This is a genomic window from Occallatibacter sp., assembly GCF_049510455.1.
Taxonomy (GTDB): Bacteria; Acidobacteriota; Terriglobia; order Terriglobales; family Acidobacteriaceae; genus Telmatobacter.
This window is the reverse complement of record NZ_JBEKYX010000043.1, coordinates 1-16,522: the sequence shown is the minus strand read 5'-3', so window position 1 is coordinate 16,522 and position 16,522 is coordinate 1. Positions and strand designations below refer to the sequence as shown.

16 protein-coding genes are annotated in these 16,522 nt (G+C 57.8%); 6 read left to right on the top strand and 10 right to left on the bottom strand.

Features of this window, described 5'->3' with window-relative positions; translation table 11 throughout:
* The first annotated feature begins 313 nt into the window (after positions 1 to 313).
* Entirely contained in the window at positions 314 to 1,435 is a 1,122-nt protein-coding gene (locus tag ABSG47_RS09585) for a DNA recombination protein RmuC (RefSeq protein WP_424169240.1), read from the top strand.
* Here the strand turns inward: ABSG47_RS09585 and ABSG47_RS09580 are convergent, their stop codons facing one another.
* The 3 genes from ABSG47_RS09580 to ABSG47_RS09570 form a co-directional block, all read right to left on the bottom strand.
* On the bottom strand, positions 1,436 to 1,846 hold the full coding sequence (locus tag ABSG47_RS09580) for a hypothetical protein (RefSeq protein WP_424169239.1): 411 nt from the start codon (positions 1,844 to 1,846) through the stop codon (positions 1,436 to 1,438). It abuts the gene before it with no gap.
* 79 nt (positions 1,847 to 1,925) lie between these two features.
* Complete coding sequence (locus tag ABSG47_RS09575; protein ID WP_424169237.1) at positions 1,926 to 2,819, bottom strand: aldo/keto reductase family oxidoreductase; 894 nt, start codon at positions 2,817 to 2,819, stop codon at positions 1,926 to 1,928.
* An 85-nt stretch (positions 2,820 to 2,904) separates the two neighbouring features.
* The gene (locus ABSG47_RS09570; protein ID WP_424169235.1) at positions 2,905 to 3,471 is read right to left on the bottom strand and encodes an HIT family protein; all 567 of its coding nucleotides are present in this window, start codon (positions 3,469 to 3,471) and stop codon (positions 2,905 to 2,907) included.
* A gap of 574 nt (positions 3,472 to 4,045) precedes the next feature.
* Between ABSG47_RS09570 and ABSG47_RS09565 the strand changes: the two genes are divergently transcribed.
* Positions 4,046 to 6,301, top strand: a complete 2,256-nt coding sequence (locus tag ABSG47_RS09565; protein ID WP_481133028.1) for a 30S ribosomal protein S1 — start codon at positions 4,046 to 4,048, stop codon at positions 6,299 to 6,301.
* Between the two features lie 76 nt (positions 6,302 to 6,377).
* Here the strand turns inward: ABSG47_RS09565 and ABSG47_RS09560 are convergent, their stop codons facing one another.
* The 7 genes from ABSG47_RS09560 to ABSG47_RS09530 all read right to left on the bottom strand — a co-directional run bounded on the left by ABSG47_RS09560 (position 6,378) and on the right by ABSG47_RS09530 (position 12,809).
* Positions 6,378 to 7,175, bottom strand: a complete 798-nt coding sequence (locus tag ABSG47_RS09560; protein WP_424169233.1) for a hypothetical protein — start codon at positions 7,173 to 7,175, stop codon at positions 6,378 to 6,380.
* Positions 7,176 to 7,567: 392 nt separating this feature from the next.
* Complete coding sequence (locus ABSG47_RS09555; RefSeq protein WP_424169231.1) at positions 7,568 to 7,708, bottom strand: helix-turn-helix domain-containing protein; 141 nt, start codon at positions 7,706 to 7,708, stop codon at positions 7,568 to 7,570.
* Positions 7,709 to 7,741: 33 nt separating this feature from the next.
* Entirely contained in the window at positions 7,742 to 9,229 is a 1,488-nt protein-coding gene (locus ABSG47_RS09550; RefSeq protein ID WP_424169229.1) for a hypothetical protein, read from the bottom strand.
* Positions 9,230 to 9,344: 115 nt separating this feature from the next.
* On the bottom strand, positions 9,345 to 9,680 hold the full coding sequence (locus ABSG47_RS09545) for a helix-turn-helix domain-containing protein (RefSeq protein WP_424169227.1): 336 nt from the start codon (positions 9,678 to 9,680) through the stop codon (positions 9,345 to 9,347).
* Positions 9,677 to 10,003, bottom strand: coding sequence for a type II toxin-antitoxin system RelE/ParE family toxin (locus ABSG47_RS09540; RefSeq protein WP_424169225.1), 327 nt, complete (start codon positions 10,001 to 10,003; stop codon positions 9,677 to 9,679). The genes ABSG47_RS09545 and ABSG47_RS09540 overlap by 4 nt, the downstream gene beginning before the upstream one ends.
* A 65-nt stretch (positions 10,004 to 10,068) precedes the next feature.
* Positions 10,069 to 11,487, bottom strand: coding sequence for an alpha/beta hydrolase (locus ABSG47_RS09535; RefSeq protein WP_424169223.1), 1,419 nt, complete (start codon positions 11,485 to 11,487; stop codon positions 10,069 to 10,071).
* An 89-nt stretch (positions 11,488 to 11,576) separates the two neighbouring features.
* A complete protein-coding gene (locus tag ABSG47_RS09530; RefSeq protein WP_424169221.1) occupies positions 11,577 to 12,809 on the bottom strand; it encodes an MFS transporter in 1,233 nt (410 codons plus the stop codon).
* A gap of 39 nt (positions 12,810 to 12,848) precedes the next feature.
* Between ABSG47_RS09530 and ABSG47_RS09525 the strand changes: the two genes are divergently transcribed.
* The 4 genes from ABSG47_RS09525 (at position 12,849) to ABSG47_RS09510 (ending at position 16,401) form a co-directional block, all read left to right on the top strand.
* Positions 12,849 to 14,303, top strand: a complete 1,455-nt coding sequence (locus ABSG47_RS09525) for a MiaB/RimO family radical SAM methylthiotransferase (RefSeq protein WP_424169219.1) — start codon at positions 12,849 to 12,851, stop codon at positions 14,301 to 14,303.
* Between the two features lie 161 nt (positions 14,304 to 14,464).
* The gene (gene infC, locus ABSG47_RS09520) at positions 14,465 to 15,103 is read left to right on the top strand and encodes a translation initiation factor IF-3 (protein WP_481133027.1); all 639 of its coding nucleotides are present in this window, start codon (positions 14,465 to 14,467) and stop codon (positions 15,101 to 15,103) included.
* 617 nt (positions 15,104 to 15,720) lie between these two features.
* Positions 15,721 to 15,873 carry a hypothetical protein gene (locus ABSG47_RS09515; RefSeq protein WP_424169217.1) on the top strand — a complete coding sequence of 51 codons (153 nt, stop codon included), beginning with the start codon at positions 15,721 to 15,723 and terminating at the stop codon, positions 15,871 to 15,873.
* Between the two features lie 72 nt (positions 15,874 to 15,945).
* On the top strand, positions 15,946 to 16,401 hold the full coding sequence (locus ABSG47_RS09510; RefSeq protein WP_424169215.1) for a DUF2335 domain-containing protein: 456 nt from the start codon (positions 15,946 to 15,948) through the stop codon (positions 16,399 to 16,401).
* The last annotated feature ends 121 nt before the right edge of the window (positions 16,402 to 16,522 follow it).

Below are 16,522 nucleotides of genomic sequence, written 5' to 3'. Positions count from 1 at the left end.
TGTAGGACTCGTAATTGGTATTTTTTTTCGGACCCTCTCCGCCAAAACTGAAAAATCTTTTCTCGAAGAACAAAAAATCCGCGCTGAGCAGGATGCCACATCACTACGCACACAACTCAATCAAGCACAATCGTTGGCTGACTCTCGAGCAGGCTTTGAATCTCTCGCAACCGAGCGACAAAAAGCCGTTGAGCGAATTACGGAAGAGCGCGATACTGCTCTGCAAGAAGTGAGATCCGCAGGCAAGACTGCTGAAACTCAGGCCGGGCGTATCGGAGAGCTTGAAAAGGGAATTGAAAACGAACAAAAAAACATGGCGGAAAAAGTCGCGCTGCTCGAAACCGCCAAAACCGCGCTCGCCAATCAGTTCGAGGCCCTCGCCGGAAAGATTCTCGACGAAAAATCAAAGACCTTCGCCGATGCCAGTCAAAAAGATCTCGGCAGCCTGCTCGATCCGCTCAAAATTCAAATCAAAGAGTTCCGCGAAAAAGTTGAAGCGGCGCAGAAGGATTCCAACACCGGCGTTACCAGGCTCGAAACCCTTATCGGCTCGCTTAGCATGCTCAATGTACAGCTCGCGGAAGAAGCCAAAAACCTCACCACCGCGCTCCGCGGCTCCGCCAAGACTCAAGGCGATTGGGGCGAATTCATCCTGCGCGACCTGCTCGACAAGGCCGGCCTGCGCGAAGGCGAACAGTACAGCTTCCAGCAGTCCTTTTCAACCGCTGACACTGAGAACGGCGACCGCGCGCGCACCGTGCGCACCGACGTCATCGTCTACCTGCCCGGCAGCCGTCATCTCGTCATCGACTCCAAAGTCTCGCTCACCGCATACACTGACTGCGTTAGCGCCACAGATGACCTTGCCCGCACCGCAGCGCTCAAGCTGCATCTCGCTAGCGTTCGCGGCCACATCGCAAGTCTCGGCAAAGCGGGCTATCATCGCCTCTCCGGCATCGAGTCGCCCGATTTCGTCGTCATGTTCATTCCCATCGAGCCGGCCTTCCTGCTCGCGCTCCAGAACGATGAAAGCCTTTGGTCAGACGCATACCGGCAGGGAATTCTCCTCGTCGGCCCCACCACACTGCTCTACGTCATTCGCATCGTCCACGTGCTCTGGCAGCAGGAACTGCAGGCGCGTAGCGTTCAGGACGTCATGGAACGCGGCACAGCGCTCTACGAAAAATTCGTCGGCTTCGTTACGGACATGGAATCCATCGGCAAAGGCATCCGCTCAGCCGATCAAAGCTATGCGAACGCGATCAAGAAACTCTCCGAAGGCCCCGGCAATCTCGTCCGCCAGGTAGAGATGCTCAAGAAACTCGGCATCCGCAGCACCAAATCGCTGCCGAAAAATCTGTTGGATACAGCGGAAGCAGACGAGCCTACGCTAACCCTCGCCGCCAGCGCAGACGAGTCTACAGTTCAGGATTAACTACATCGCCGGCTTCGGCGCATCCGCTGCCTTCACCCGCTTCAGCGTCAACTCGCCCGGCGGAAAACTCCCATCGCTGGCCTTCGTGCTCAGCTTGATCGTGTCGTCCGCATTCATAGTGCCTTCGTTGTTGATCGTCATGGCATTGAAGCTCACATCGAAGCTGAGCTTGTCGCCATCCACCTTGCCGTTATCCAGGATTATCGGATCGCCCTGCGGTCCCTGCACCGTTCCTGTCAGCTTTGCGCCATCCACCTTGAATGTGTAGGTGAGCGTAATGCTACTGCCGTCCGGAGTCGCGATGTCGCCGGTCCAGGTGCCGCTAATATCGGTCGCGGCAAAGGTGGCGCGCGCGGCTACTGTCGTAAACAGAACCGCGCACACTGAGAAGAGAAGAAGAATGCGTTTCATTGTGTTCCCAACCTCCAGAGCAAAACCAGTGGAGGAATGATACACAACGCCATGCCTCGCGTGTTTCTGGCGCATCGAGTCAGATGATTGAATCCAGCTCCGCCAGCGTCTCCGCCGAAAGCTTCAGCTCCGCGGCCTTCAGATTTTCGCGTAGATGCCCCACAGAGGATGTCCCCGGAATCAGCAGCATATTCGGCGAGCGATGCAGCAGCCACGCCAGCGCCACCTGTATCGGCGTTGCGCCAAGCCCAGCCGCAATCTCATCCAGCTTGCCCGATTGCAGCGGCGAAAATCCGCCCAGCGGAAAGTACGGCACATACGCAATCCCCTGCGCCGCCAGCGCATCGACAAATGCATCATCCCCGCGCTGCGCCACGTTGTAGAAATTCTGCACGCACACAATCGGCGTGATCTTCTGCGCCTCAGCCACCTGCTCCGCGCTCACCGTGCTCATGCCAATGTGCTTGATCTTGCCCTGCTGCCTCAGCTCGACAAGCGCCGTCAGCGGCTCTTCAAACGGCTCATCTTCCGGCCCTGAGAATCCGCCCAGCCGCAGATTCACCACGTCGATCACATCCATACCCAGGTTGCGCAGATTATCATGCACCGCATCCGTCACATCCTGTGCCGTCCGCGCATGAGGCCACTCAGCATTCGGCCCACGCTTCGCGCCCACCTTGGTCACAATCACCAGGTTCTCGGGATACGGATGCAGCGCCTGCTTGATGATCTGGTTTGTCACATGCGGCCCATAGAAATCGCTCGTGTCGATATGATCCACGCCGGCTTCAACCGCCTCGCGCAGCACTGCCAGCGCGCCCGGCACATCCTTCGGCTCGCCCCACACAACCTTGCTGCCATCCCGTCCCGCAAGTTGCATCGCGCCATAACCCAGGCGATTCACGTTCAACTCCGTGCCCGGAAACGTAAACGTCCCACCCAATTTTTCTGATCTTATACTTGCCTCAATCATCTCTCTTCTCACTTCTCAAAAGTCGCGTAAGATATTCGCCACTCAATCCCGCACACAATGCTTCCTGCCGGCGATCCGTCGCAGCTCAAACAACCGAAAACCCCTCGCGCATCCGCTTCCACGTAATCTCCAACGACTCCGGAACCACGCGCGTCTCGCCAATCACGGTCATGAAATTCGTATCGCCCACCCAACGCGGTAGCGCGTGCAGATGCAGATGTCCCGCCACTCCAGCACCCGCAGCCTCGCCCAGGTTCAGTCCAAAATTCAGCCCATGCGGCCTGTACAGCGCCTCCAGAACCCGCTCCGTGCGCTGCGCCAGCTCCACCAGCTCATGCGCCGTCTCCACCGGCATTGCGGCAAGCCGGTTGAGGTGCGCATACGGCATCACCATCACATGCCCGCTGGTATACGGAAACGCATTCAGGCACACAAAGCACCGCTCGCCGCGAAACACCAGCCCAGCGGCAGCCTCAGCCTCATCCCGATCCATCCCCTGCGCAATCGCATAATCTACCGATGCCAGCAGGTTGCAGAAGACGCAGCCCTTATCGTCCGGCCACGCAGCCAGCTTCGCCGGCACGCCCGGCTTCATTGCTCTGTCCGCGCCCGTAATGTAGCTATACCGCCAGGGAGTCCACAGAATGTCCATCGCTTGCCTAGTATAGGCAAGCGATGCGCCGCTTGGTGGGCGAGTTCGAGTCAAAGTCTGTATCGGGGCACAACTTTAAGTCGTGCCAAAAACAAGCGCAAAATATCTCCGGGCTTTAACCCCCGCGTTCAAGCGGATCACAACCCCCGCGCCAAACTCGCCGTCAACATTTACAGGATTTTTTTCTCCGCACCATCGCCGCCGCCCCGCCGCGCGCGCTTTGGTCCCCAGCATTTCGCGGGAATTCTCCCGGTATTTGCGGTCCCTCACCCGCTCCACCATCTGGAATCGTCCCGAATTGACTCAGGCTTCCCATAAAGCTACACTTATCTATGTAGCTTCCTGCGCGGAAACTGACTTGGGGAGCGCTCCGAAAAGGGCGCATAATCACACGTCGGAAACCCTCACGGAGACGAGCCGTTCGCAGTCCCCAGCGGGGCTCGTCAAACGGTACCCCCGGATCACCCGCCCATGACAAGGACTATGCCATGCGGACTTCCGGTGGATGTGGCCGCGCGATAGCAGGAAGCGAAGGCCGGCTTGCGCCGGCGCGTAATTCCTGGAGCTGGCAGTGATGGCAAACGTCCTCAATCCCGAAACCGAGAGCATAACCCTGAACACCGAACTTGAAACCCCTGTCCTTGAACCTGAGACGGAGCTGGAGCAGCCGTCCCACGAATCCACGTCCACACCCGAGCCCGAAGAAATCACAGCCCCTGCGCTGGACGCCGATGCCGCACCACAACCCTTAGCCGACACTCCCGAACTCGAAGCCTCTGCAGTTGAGGCCCCGGAAGTGGAAGCCCAGGTAGCCATCTCGTCCCCGGCCCCCGCACATGTGGCGGAAACGCCCATTGCAGAAGCGCATATCGCAGAAGATTATGTCGCGGAAGCGTCCGCCGAAGAAGCATCTGTTGCGGAAGCCGAAACCGGGGTCCCCGGCGACAGGTCTTCGTCGCAGGAGTGGGAAGCGGAGCACGCTGAGTTCCATGAGCACGGTGAGTCGATGGATGACTTCTCCGCGGCTCTTGCGGCATTTGAGCGTGAGCAGGCTGCTGAAGCCGCTGCGGTTGAAGCCTACGGCGACAAAGTCGTATCCGGCACAGTCCTCAAGCAGACGGAAAAGCATCTCGTGGTCGACGTGGGCCTCAAGTCCGAAGGCCTCGTGCCGATCGAGCAGGTCACAGATCATACCGGCGCAGTCAAGTTCGTAGCTGGCAATGTCATTGAAGTCGTCATCGAGCGCGAGGAGCCGGAGGGCGGCTATCTCGTCAGCTATGACAAGGCTCAGCGCCTCCGCGTGTGGGACACCATTGAGAAGGCAGCCAACGACAAGACGCCGGTCATCGGCACAGTCGTCAGCCGCGTCAAGGGTGGCCTCACCGTCGATATCGGCATCAAGGCATTCCTTCCCGGTTCGCAGCTTGAGATTCGTCCCGTCCGCAATCTCGACGGCTATCTCGGCCAGCAGATCGAAGTCCGCGTCATCAAGCTCAACAAGAAGCGCGGCAACGTCGTCGTCTCCCGCAAGGAGATTCTTGAGGAAGAAGTCGCAGCCAAGCGCGGCCTCACCCTTGAGAACCTCGACGAGGGCGCAGTCCTCACCGGCACCGTCAAGAACCTCACCGACTACGGCGCGTTCGTCGATCTCGGCGGCATTGACGGCCTGCTGCACATCACGGACATGAGCTGGGGCCGCCTCACGCACCCCCGCGATCTGGTCAACGTCGGCGACGAGATCCAGGTCAAGGTCCTCAAGTTCGACAAGGACAAGCAGCGCGTCTCGCTCGGCTTCAAGCAGCTCACGCCTGATCCGTGGCTCGATGCCACCGAGCGCTACCCCGTCGGCGCACACGTCCGCGGCCGCGTTCTCTCGGTCACCGACTACGGCGCGTTCGTCGAGTTAGAGCAGGGCATTGAAGGCCTCGTTCACCTCTCTGAGATGACCTGGTCCAAGCGCCTCAAGCACCCCTCCAAGCTGGTCAAGGCCGGCGACGAGGTCGAAACCGTGGTCCTGGCCGTCAACCCGGCTGACCGCCGCATCTCACTCGGCATGAAGCAGCTCCTCGAAAACCCCTGGGAGCACCTCACTGAGCGCTATCCGGCAGGCACCATTGTGGAAGGCCGCGTTCGCAACCTCACCGACTTCGGCGCATTCATTGAGATTGAAGACGGCATTGACGGACTGGTTCACGTTTCAAACCTGAGCTGGACCAAGCGCGTCAAGCACCCGTCTGAAGTCGTCAAAAAGGGTGAAAAGGTAAAGGCAGTTGTTCTCGGCGTTGAGCCGCAGAACCGCCGCCTCTCCCTCGGCATCAAGCAGCTCCAGCCCGATGTCTGGGAGAGCTTCTTCGCCACCCACCGCGTCGGCGATGTCGTCCACGGCAAGGTGCTCCGCACCGCGCGGTACACCAGCCAAGATGGATCAGGGCGACGAGCACGAGTTCAAGATCATCAAGATCAACGTGGAAGAAAAGAAGGTGGGCCTGAGCCTGCGTTCCATCGGCCACGAAGCCAGCCGCCAGGCCGTAGAGAGTTACAAGGAGAGCGCCCACAAGGCCCCAGTCTCCAGCTCCACCACCACCCTCGGCGACCTGATCAACTGGAAGAAGTCCGAGTAAGGACTAGTCGTCCAGACACCCGCGCCTACGCGCAAACACCATCGGCCACCCTTCGGGGTGGCCGTCGTGGTGTAGGATGCGATTTAATCATTGGTTTCTATTCATGTAATTGTTTGTCATTGCGACGTTTGTCTTTTGCCGCAATTCTCAGACTTGTCTTGCCATGTGATAGTTCAGCAATTACGTCACCTTTTGTTCGGAGAGCATAGTAAACCAGAACTCCAAAAGTGACGATCACCAGTGTGGCTAGTGTTGCAATGAAAATGCCGGGTATTAAGGAGGCCATTATTGGCCCTCCTTATTGGTTGGCACTCCGGTAGTGGAAAATATCGAGATGAGCCCCGGGTAGCCTAACCGGTTAAGTTCGTTACGAATAATTTTCTCTGCGGAAGCATTTACCGTAAGAGCAAGCATTTTCTTTCCCAAGCTTGCTACTTCGATACGTAAACCAGAATCGTCGAAGGTCCACGTGGCGGTGGATAAGAGAGTGGCGGCAGAAGCGTGACCCGCACTGTGCAGTGTGGAACAGATTGCGGTGCGAACTTCGTCGTCTTTTAATCTTTGGGAATTTGTACGGCGAGGCCCGAGCAAGACGCGTTGAGTGTCTAAAGTCGCATCTTTAATTGCTTGCGCTACCGCCTGCGCGTCAGCCAGCTTGCCACGAAGTTTCTTCGTAGTTTCAATTGCCTCATTACTTAATTTTTCAAGAAGCTCCGGAATTTTCTCAATTGCTGCAATTCTTAATGTGCGCGGAGCATCATTGAATAACCAACTATCTATATCTTCACTTTCCGGTAAAGCATAGTCACCATCAATCGTCCGGAGACTGACACCCCAAGTAGAACCAATCTTAGCGTAGCCAATATCTTGGTTCACATACCAGCTGTCGGATTCGCCTCCGCCATTCTTGCTAACCGGAACCCAGACAGTGATGCCCAAATTTAACTTTTTAAGTGCAATATCCACTTCAGAAATGCACTTTGAAAGTTCATCAGAGATTGAATTGAGATCTTGTGCTGCTTTGCGAAGGAGGGAAAAATGACTTGCTACCCGCTCAGGTAGCGGGGCTTGTTCGTTAGGCATAACTTACCTCGTGATCCGACAGATCAAAGTTGTCCACCCGACAGGTGGTGATTAAAACATTGGGTGCCGCCGTCAAGCGGGATCCACTTTAGCTGAATATCTGCCTTCCAGCAGAACTGCATTCAACTATTAATATAGAAATTCTAGTCTTACCTAAGACTGCGCGCAAGGAATATTGATATGTGGGCCAGTGGCCCAGGTCTTACCTTGTTCATTCCATCACAGAACTCGGGTGCCCCAGGTCCTTGCTGTTGAGGACCTGGGATAGCACTCCCGCCAACATCCCACGCCCCCCGTCAGCCGTGTACAGAATCCGCATTTACCTCTGACCCATCAAGCATCCAGCGAAGCAATCCCCGCCAGCACAACCGGACAGCTTTCCACCCATCGCCTCAATCGACCGCCGCAGCGTCGAAAATGTGCATATCAGTCCGCTTCTCAATCTCCGAAATCTGCTTCTGCGCCACGCCGAGATTCTTTGCCAATCGCACCTGCGTCATGGCCCGCGCCCGGCGAAGCTCTTTCAACGTCATCTCGTTTCATCGCGTCTCGATCACGGCATCCATTCATCGCCAACGAAGCAGCAACGCCGTGTAGCCATTAACAGAAAAAGTACTTCCGGAAGGCGCTTTCACCTCGGCCAGCGTAACTCCATCCTTCGCATCGAGTCCGGGCCCGCTCAGGCGCATGGCGTGGCCGGCGTGGTGGACGCCGATGGCGCCCTTGAGCTGCACCTCCACCGGCGCTCCGTCCTTGTTGATCAAAGCCAGCTGACGCTCTTTACCTTTGTGGGCAAGGAAGGCTGTGAGGTTTGCCTCTCCCTCACTTGCCTCTCCTTCAACGGCACAACTCTGAAGTTCCCACCCCGCAAACTGCTCGGCGAACTGCATGCCGAAGTAGAGCGGGCGTAGCTCAGTCGAAAGGTTTTCTCCGATTGCAATTGGCGTATAGAGGCCATCACCGCCGCCGTGCAGGTTTACCCCGCAGTACCCGCCCGATGCACACGTCAGCATGTAATCCGCTCCCCACAACGCGGATGCAAATGCGTCGCTGACACCCGGTTTTCCTCCTCCAAAGCAGGAGTTACCCTCCGTCATCCGGAAGCGTAAGCCATCGGAGTGGGCAACGGCCTGTTTCGCCTGTTGGATCTGTTGGTCGAGCCTCTTGTTGTGGGAGAGCAGAAAGGCTGCATCCATGCTGGGGTCCTTTGCCGGGCCCATCGCGTAGAAGTGGCTGGAAAGCATCACCGCTGAGGTGCCCACGCGCTGGCCAAATCGATCCACCCAATCCATGTTGGTGGCCGTATCCGGCCCTGCAAAGGGAGCCTTCGGAATTCTGGCGCGCACCGCGTCCACAAACTCTCCGTACTCGCGAAAGTATTGGTCGAAGTCGTAGGGTTTCTGCCGGAAGAGCGGCCGGCCTCCGAAAAAGTCAGCTTCATTGCCAACCTGAAAGGCCAGAAGGCGATCACCTGCCTCCTGCGTAACGTACATGGCCTCCTCAGCAGCGCGCTCAGCGGAACCGCATCCGAAGTTCAAGCCATAGATCAGCTTCCAATCCGTCGCACGCAGAAAACGGCCCAGGGTCCGAATCGCTTCCGGCGTGATCGCACCATCCTTGTTCGCCCGGACACTGGGGTCGGTCAGCTTCCACTCCCAGTAGGTCTTACCGTACTCAATACCGGCAGTCTGCTTGGGCGTAGAAAAATCCCCGTTCGGCCCCTTCCACCGCGTCACATCGCTCAAGTTACCGCCAATGCGCAACACCCCATGCGAGCTCAGCTTGCGGAAGGCTTCAACCAGACTTGTATTGGTCTCGGAGAAGTAAGCGGGGTTGTAGAGTTGCGGAGCCTCATAGCTAAGCCCCGTGTAGTCCACGGGCACCAGTCCCAGCCGTTCCTCTCCCATCACAATCTGCACCTTCTTCAGGGAGGGTTCGGCGCGGGCAGATGTCACCCCTCGGACCAGTTGCGTAGCTCCTGCCAACGAAAGAAAGAGAAATCGGCGACGGTTCAGGTTCAAGGAGATTCCTATCGTAAGAATGCGGAGTTTCATGATATCTGAACACAGCACGGTTCATTTCCGGACCTATCGGCGGTTGGCCCAGTCATGAATTTCTGTGCCCCATTCATGCGCTTCATCGCGCATGAATGGGATACTATCAGCCCAATCAGGCAGCGTCTTTCGCACTCTTCTTCCGCGCAGCCTTCGCCGCACTCACCGGATGCAGCGCCTCAATCACCGCTGCGGGATTCTTCGAAATCACAGTCAGAAACGCCCGTGCTGAAGCCTCCGGCGTCCGTCTGCCGCCCTCCCAATGCTTCACCGCATCCAGGCTGAACCCAAACGTATCGGCAAACCGCGCCTGCGTCATCTTCAGCCTCCCGCGAATCGCCTTCACATCCATATCCGCGGGAATATGAACCCGGCATCCCGTTGAATCGCCGCCAAGAAAGGTCTCCACCTCTCTCAGGCTGTTCATCATCCTCTCAAACATTTCGCTCATCGCCTGCTCCCGTATGTGGCAAAAAGTACGCTGGCAAATCTGGCCAGTTCATTCAGCTCTTTCCTGGTCAGATTTTCTTTCTGGTTCTTGGCAAATGCGTCCGTAAGAAAGATCGGATAGTTTTCATTTCGCAGGATGTAAATCACTCGCGCGCCGCCGCGCTTTCCCATGCCCGCGCGTCCCACGCGTACCGTGCGAAATCCACCTGTCCCCGGAATCACCTCGCCGCATTCGGGGTCGGAAGCCACCATCCATGCAATCGCCTCACGCTCGGCCTCGGTAAAAAGCTTCTCTGCTTCCTTCAGGTATGAAGGCAATTCCACAACGCCCTGCATTTTTAGTTTGTACTCCAATGGACACCTTTCGTCAAGAATTAAAAGAGTTTCTCTCACGCTCCCCGAAACGCATAATAAGCTCCATCCGCCGTCTGCCTTACCACCATCCCCACCCTCCGCGCCGCAGGCTCCGCATTCGCCAGCAGCGCGTGAATATCCGAGAGCAGCGCCCAGGTATCGGCAAAGTAGCCGTGCCCCAGAAAATCCGTATCCACCGCCGAAGCATCAATCGAATCCAATCCCTGGATCACAAGCACCGGCTCACCCGCCCGCGGATTTCCATGAATCTTCTTCGAAGCCAGCAGCGCCTTGTCCTTCGACGATTGATACAGCGTCACGCCTTTGGAGAGCTTGCCGAGCATCGCCGCCAGCTCCTTGAACGTATCCGCATCCATATCCGGCGCGGCCAGAACAATCTGGCTCAGCGCAACCGGGTTATCCGCCTGCAGGCTCAACTCCTTCAGCGCTCCGCACACCACCCGGTTGCCCATGCTGTGCGCAATCACATGAATCTTCTCGGCCTTCACATTCTGCGCCAGCAGGCACAGAAACCGCTTGAAGTGGTCCTGCGACCACTGCGCATTGGTCTCGTCAAAGGTGTAATCCTCCACGCGCCCATTCGAAGGCCAGCTATAGAGAATCGGCGCGCCCACAAAGTTCAGGTCAAAGGCAATCTGCCCGGTCCTCCGCGCCGCATCCGCAAAGGCCACATTGAATCCATGCACAAACACAAACGCCTCGCGCGTCGCCGATTCGTCCACCGCATCCGCCACAGCCGTAAGAAACGCCTGCTCCTCCAGCGACTCTATCGAAGCAAGCACAATATGCTTCTGCGGATCGGGCTTGAACTCCAGCCGCAAAATCGACGGGCTCTCCAGCATCCCCAGCTTATGCGTCTTCGGAATCGAAATCTCGCACTCGCCATAATGCAGCACCCCACCCTGCGACCGCCCTGGCCCATACTGCGGTCCAACGCCGAACTGAATCGTCTCCTCCCGATCCGTCGAATAAAACACCCGCACGTATGACAGGTTCGGGTCCTGCGCCGCAGCCGTCGGCTCGGGCGTCTCACCTTGCTGTATCTGTGCCTGCTGCTCTTGAATCATCTGCGGCATTGCCGCTGGCGGCGCCATATACGTCGGTAAATCCCTTGTCCCAGCCTGTGGCGCCAACCCCGCTCCCGTCACGCCAGGAGAAATCGCGCTCAACATAACAATCGGCTGATCGAGGTTCCCGGAAGCGAATTCCAGATGCCAGCTCAGAGACCATCCATCCCATCCGTCGATCTTCGCGCATACAACCGCATCGTCCGCTGAACGCGTGATACGGTACTCCGTCTCACTCGGTATGAAATGCGCATCCGCCTTCAGCGCGTTGAGGATATCCAGCACTTCTTTGCGAACAGAATCCGGCATCTGCACCAGCAGCATCTGAAAACTGCCTGACAGGCGAACAACATACAAGGGCGACATAGCCATCTCCGAAAAGGATTTTGGTAGGAACCCATGCTAGCATTCGCCCTGCGCAAAAATCTGCCTTGTATTGCGAAATGTAGCTGGCGTCAGGCGACAGAATTACGCCGGCTTAGTACCAGCACAATCCCCAGCCCCGCCACCACGCAGATCAGCGCAAACAGAAACGCGCTCGCATAGCCAAACGCGCCGATAATCGCACCCGCCGCCGGCCCCACCAGAAAGAACGACACATCCGAGAAACCCGTGTACACGCCCAGCGCCGACCCGCGATTCTGCTCCGGCACCTTCCGCACCGCCTCCACGCCAAGCGCCGGAAACACCAGCGAGAACCCAAACCCCGTCAGCGCCGCCGCCACCGCCGCCACCAGCGGAGTCTCAGCCCGCCACATCGCCAGCGTCCCCACAGACTCCACGCTCAGGCAGGCAATCGCCACCGGAAAGCCGCCAAACCGCGGTATCGCATGAATAAAAAGGATGCGCGCAGCAATAAACGCCACTCCAAACGCCGTCAGGCAAAGCGCCGCACCGTCCCAATGGCGGCTCGCGTAAAACAGCGTCACAAACGTCGCCAACACTGAATAGCCCACGCCGCCCAGCGCCAGCGCCATCCCATGCGGAGCCACGCGCCCCAGCACGCTGCGAAAGCTCAGCGCATCGCCATGCACCACCGGAATCGGCCGTTTTCCCACCGCCAGGATCAGGCTCACCAGGCACACCGCAATCGTCAGCACGCCAATCGACCCAAACCCCCAGCGCCCCTCCAGAATCACTCCCAGCGGCGCACCCAGCGCAATCGCTCCGTATGTGCTGATGCCGTTAAATCCAATCACCCGCGCCGTATGCTCCTGCCCCACCGCGCTGATGCCCCACAAAGTCGCCCCCGTTGAACCCAGGCTCTCGCCCACGCCCAGCACCAGCCGACTGGCAATGAGCGCAGTCATGCTCAGCCACGGCGAGAAATGCACCAGGTCTCTACTCAGCAAATCGGCCCCCAGCAGCAGCGCGCCGCTCACCGCGCACATTGCCATGCCCCACAGCACCGCCACCTTCGCGCCCGCGCGGTCAGAGATATGCCCCGCCCATGGCCGGCTCATAAACGTGGCAATATATTGGATTCCAATCACCAGCCCGGCCAGCGTCGTAGAAAACCCCATCCGCAGATGCACATGCGGCGGCAGAATCGCCAGCGGCAGCCCAATCGCCAGGTACACCACAAACGTGAATGACGTGTAGCCAACAATCCGCAGCGTCGTCGCCACCTGCTCTGTGCTGGTGTGCGGAGGCCGGCCTGCGGCTAGGTTGGAGGCAGGGGTGGTCAAGCCTCAGTATAAATCTCTCTTTGCTCGTAAACTAAACCTATGCCTCCCGGCTTCCATATCGAGAACTTCGGCTGCCGCTCAGCCCGCGCTGACGGCGAAGCCATCGCCGAGCGTCTCCACGCATCGGGACTCGCATCGGACCCCATGCCGCAAGCCGAAGTCGTCATCGTCAACACCTGCTCTGTCACCGCCGAAGCCGACCGCGAAGCCCGCGCCTACATCCGCCGCACCCATCGCCTCAACCCTGAAGCCCGCATCCTCGTCACAGGCTGTTACGCCCAGCGCGCCCCGCAAGAACTCGCCGCCATCGAAGGCGTCTCCGCCGTCGTAGGCAACAGCCACAAAGCCCTCGCCCCGCAAATCGCCGCAAGCCTCGCCGCAAATTCACCCAGCGCAGCGTCTCCCATCGTCCCCATCACCGCCCTCACCAACTCCGGCGCGGCAATATGGGCCGACGACGCCTTCGCCCACTCCTTTCTGGAAGAAGCCCAAGTCCTGCCCGGTCTCCAAACCCGTCCCAACCTCAAAATTCAGGAAGGCTGCGGGAACCGCTGCACCTTCTGCGTCATTCCCCAAACCCGCGGCAACTCGCGCAGTCTCTCGTCGGAATCCATCCTCCGCCAGGTCCGAAATTTCGTCGCCGCCGGAGGCAATGAGCTTGTCTTTTCGGGAATCAATCTAGGCCGCTGGGGTCGAGACCTGCCACGCAATCTCGACAACAATCCGAATCTCGCCGCCCTCGTCCGCGCCATCCTCACGGAAACCGAATTACCCCGTCTCCGCCTAAGCTCCATTGAGCCCATGGACTGGGACGCCGACCTCATCAATCTATTTCGCGAATTCCCACCCACACGCCTTGCCCGTCACACCCACCTGCCGCTCCAGTCCGGATCAGACGCCGTGCTTCGCCGCATGCACCGCCGCTACCGCCCCTGGCACTACGTAGAAAAGGCCGCAGCGCTCAGTGCCACCTGCGGAGACACCCTCACCCTCGGCGCCGACGTCATGACCGGTTTCCCCGGCGAAACCGACGCCGAATTCACCGAGACATACGAGCTGATCCGCGCCCTGCCCTTCGGCTACCTGCATCTCTTCCCATTTTCGCCACGCCCCGGCACGCGCGCCTGGGAACTGCACCGGCAGTCGCCCGTTCCGCCCCGCGTTGTCACAGAACGAATGGCCGCTCTCCGCACTCTCGCCCGCGAAAAGACCCACGCGCACCGCCAGTCCATGATCGGCCGCACCCTGGACGCCATCACTCTGCATACGCCGGAAGCCCTTGCTGCGGAAGGCCGCACAGCCGCTCTCACCCAGAACTTTCTCCCCATCGAAATCCGGAATGCGGATGAGAGAATTACCCCCTCAAACACTCTAGTCAGTGTCCGGATCGCTGCCCTCGCTGACGACCTCACTCTCGCCGCAACCCTCGTCAGCCCGTCCACCAGGGAAGATCGCGTTTTCCCCAGCCCGCACGCAGGCACTGGCTCAGTTTGAATTGTTTTGTAACAGGGCACGACTTCAGTCGTGCCGAAAATCCGGCTGATAAAGTCTTTGGGCTTTAGCCCCTGTGGGATTTTTCAAACTGAGCCATTACCGCATGCACATTCGTAACCAAACCAGTGCTATACTCAGGGTGCGTTTCCCGCTGCTGAGGATTGAATCCTCCGCCGGAACGACAATGGAGGAGCACCATCGCATTCGATAAACGAGCAGCTAAGTCCTTTATCCGCATCAACGACAGGATTCGCGCACGCGAGATCCGCGTAATCGACGAAAATGGCGAACAAATGGGAATTCTGGCGCCTTTTGAGGCGCTAAAGATCGCTCGCGAGCGCGGGCTGGATCTGGTCGAGGTTTCGCCGAATGCCGTACCGCCCGTATGCCGCATTCAGGACTATGGCCGTTTTCTCTACGAGAAGGACAAGAGCGACCGCGCCGCGCGCAAAAAGCAGAAGGTCATTATCGTCAAAGAGGTCAAGTTTTCTGTCACTGTTGACGAACACGATTACCAGACCAAGAAGAACCAGGCCGTCAAGTTCCTCAATGGTGGAGACAAGGTCAAGGCCAGCCTCCGCTTCCGTGGTCGTCAGATGGCTCACCGCGACCTGGGCTACAACATCATCAACCGCCTCATTCAGGACATAGGCGAGGTTGGCGTTGTCGAGTTCATGCCGCGCATGGAAGGCACCATTCTGCACGCCATCCTCGCGCCCAGCAAAAAAGCGGAAGCCCCCAAGCCCAAGCCTGCGGCAGCCCCCGCGCAGCCAGCCGCCGCCACACCCGTCGCCCAGTAGCAGCCTCTCGGATCACCGCAAAATTCGGGTGCCCCATCCATTCGGCGTTCTTTGCCGAATGGGTGGGATAGCACTCCCGCTCACTTCCTATAAAGTTGCCATCGCTTGTATCTATGCGTACCCGTCTCTCAGGCGGAGGGAAGAACCTGCTTCTGCTTTTCAGTCCCTCAGTCCCTCAGTCCCTCAGTCCCTTGTCCCTTGTCCCTTTTCCCTGCCTTCCCCCATTACTAAAGTCCAATACCCTTTCGTACCGTGCCGCCCTCAAAATAGTTTGCATGCAATTAGGGGCATTTGTGCCACACTCATAATCGGAACAGAAAAACCACGGCCCGAATCTTCTAGGATTCGGGCCTTTGTAGCCTGGAACCCCCATCAAGCTAACCGGGCTCGTTCTGAGGGAGCAATCGCCGTGAATGAATTGTCGATTTGACACGGTTTCACATAATTCTTCACTATTCTGGTAGACTTTTTTAAGTCAATGTTTAATACTGAGGGCGCTATTGGCTTTGGAATCAGGCGATTCCTTGCCGACAGTCTTTGCGAGAAACCTTTCTCGTCCCGACCCATCTTACGGATGGAAGCGTTCAGCCGATAACTGATAACGTGCTGAGGAGATCATGGAAAGCCAAGTGAAATCGGATTTTCTATTCGCACAGCCGTCTTTTGTGTCGGGCGCTGCTCGCGTATTCGATATGTTTGGTCAATTCGACGACTACAACAGAAGCGAAACGACTGAGGAAGCGGACGCCAAGGCTATTGCTGCCGATTGAATTGTTGTGGGACAAGATTTAGCTGACGCAATTTATCAGAATGAGTCAGAAATGCAGGCTGCTTAATACCTTGTGACCAATCGTAAGCGCAACCGCAACAATCCTCCGCCACCCCAGGCAAATACCTCAATCGCTACTGTTACGCAATCGGTCTCATTTACTGGACCTCTGCCGCCGCCGGGCCTTTTAGCCAGATATAACGAAGTGATACCGAATGGCGCTGAACGCATAATGGCGATGGCCGAGCGGCAGAGCGCACACCGCGAGGCCTTAGAGACTGCGGTGGTTTCAGGCAATGTCGCGAGCCAGGCTCGGGGATCGCACTACGCCTTCATCATTTGCCTTGTTACCATTCTCGGTGGTTTCGCGTTGATTGCAACGGGTAAAAGCATTTATGGAATTTCTGCGGTTATCGCGAGTTTAGAGCATCTCTCCCGAAGGTATAAAGTTCGGACGCCCCACCCTCGCCGCGTATTTGTTTTGCGGCCAGGCTGGGATCGCTCCACAGCAAGAGCAGAACTGCCCTAGTCCCTAGTCCTTCGTCATTACCAAAGTCCACCACCCTTTCGTAACCCCACTTCCTTCAGAAACTTTGCATGCAATTAACCCCATTTATGCTTTACTCAGAATCAGCAGAAGAAAGAGCTAC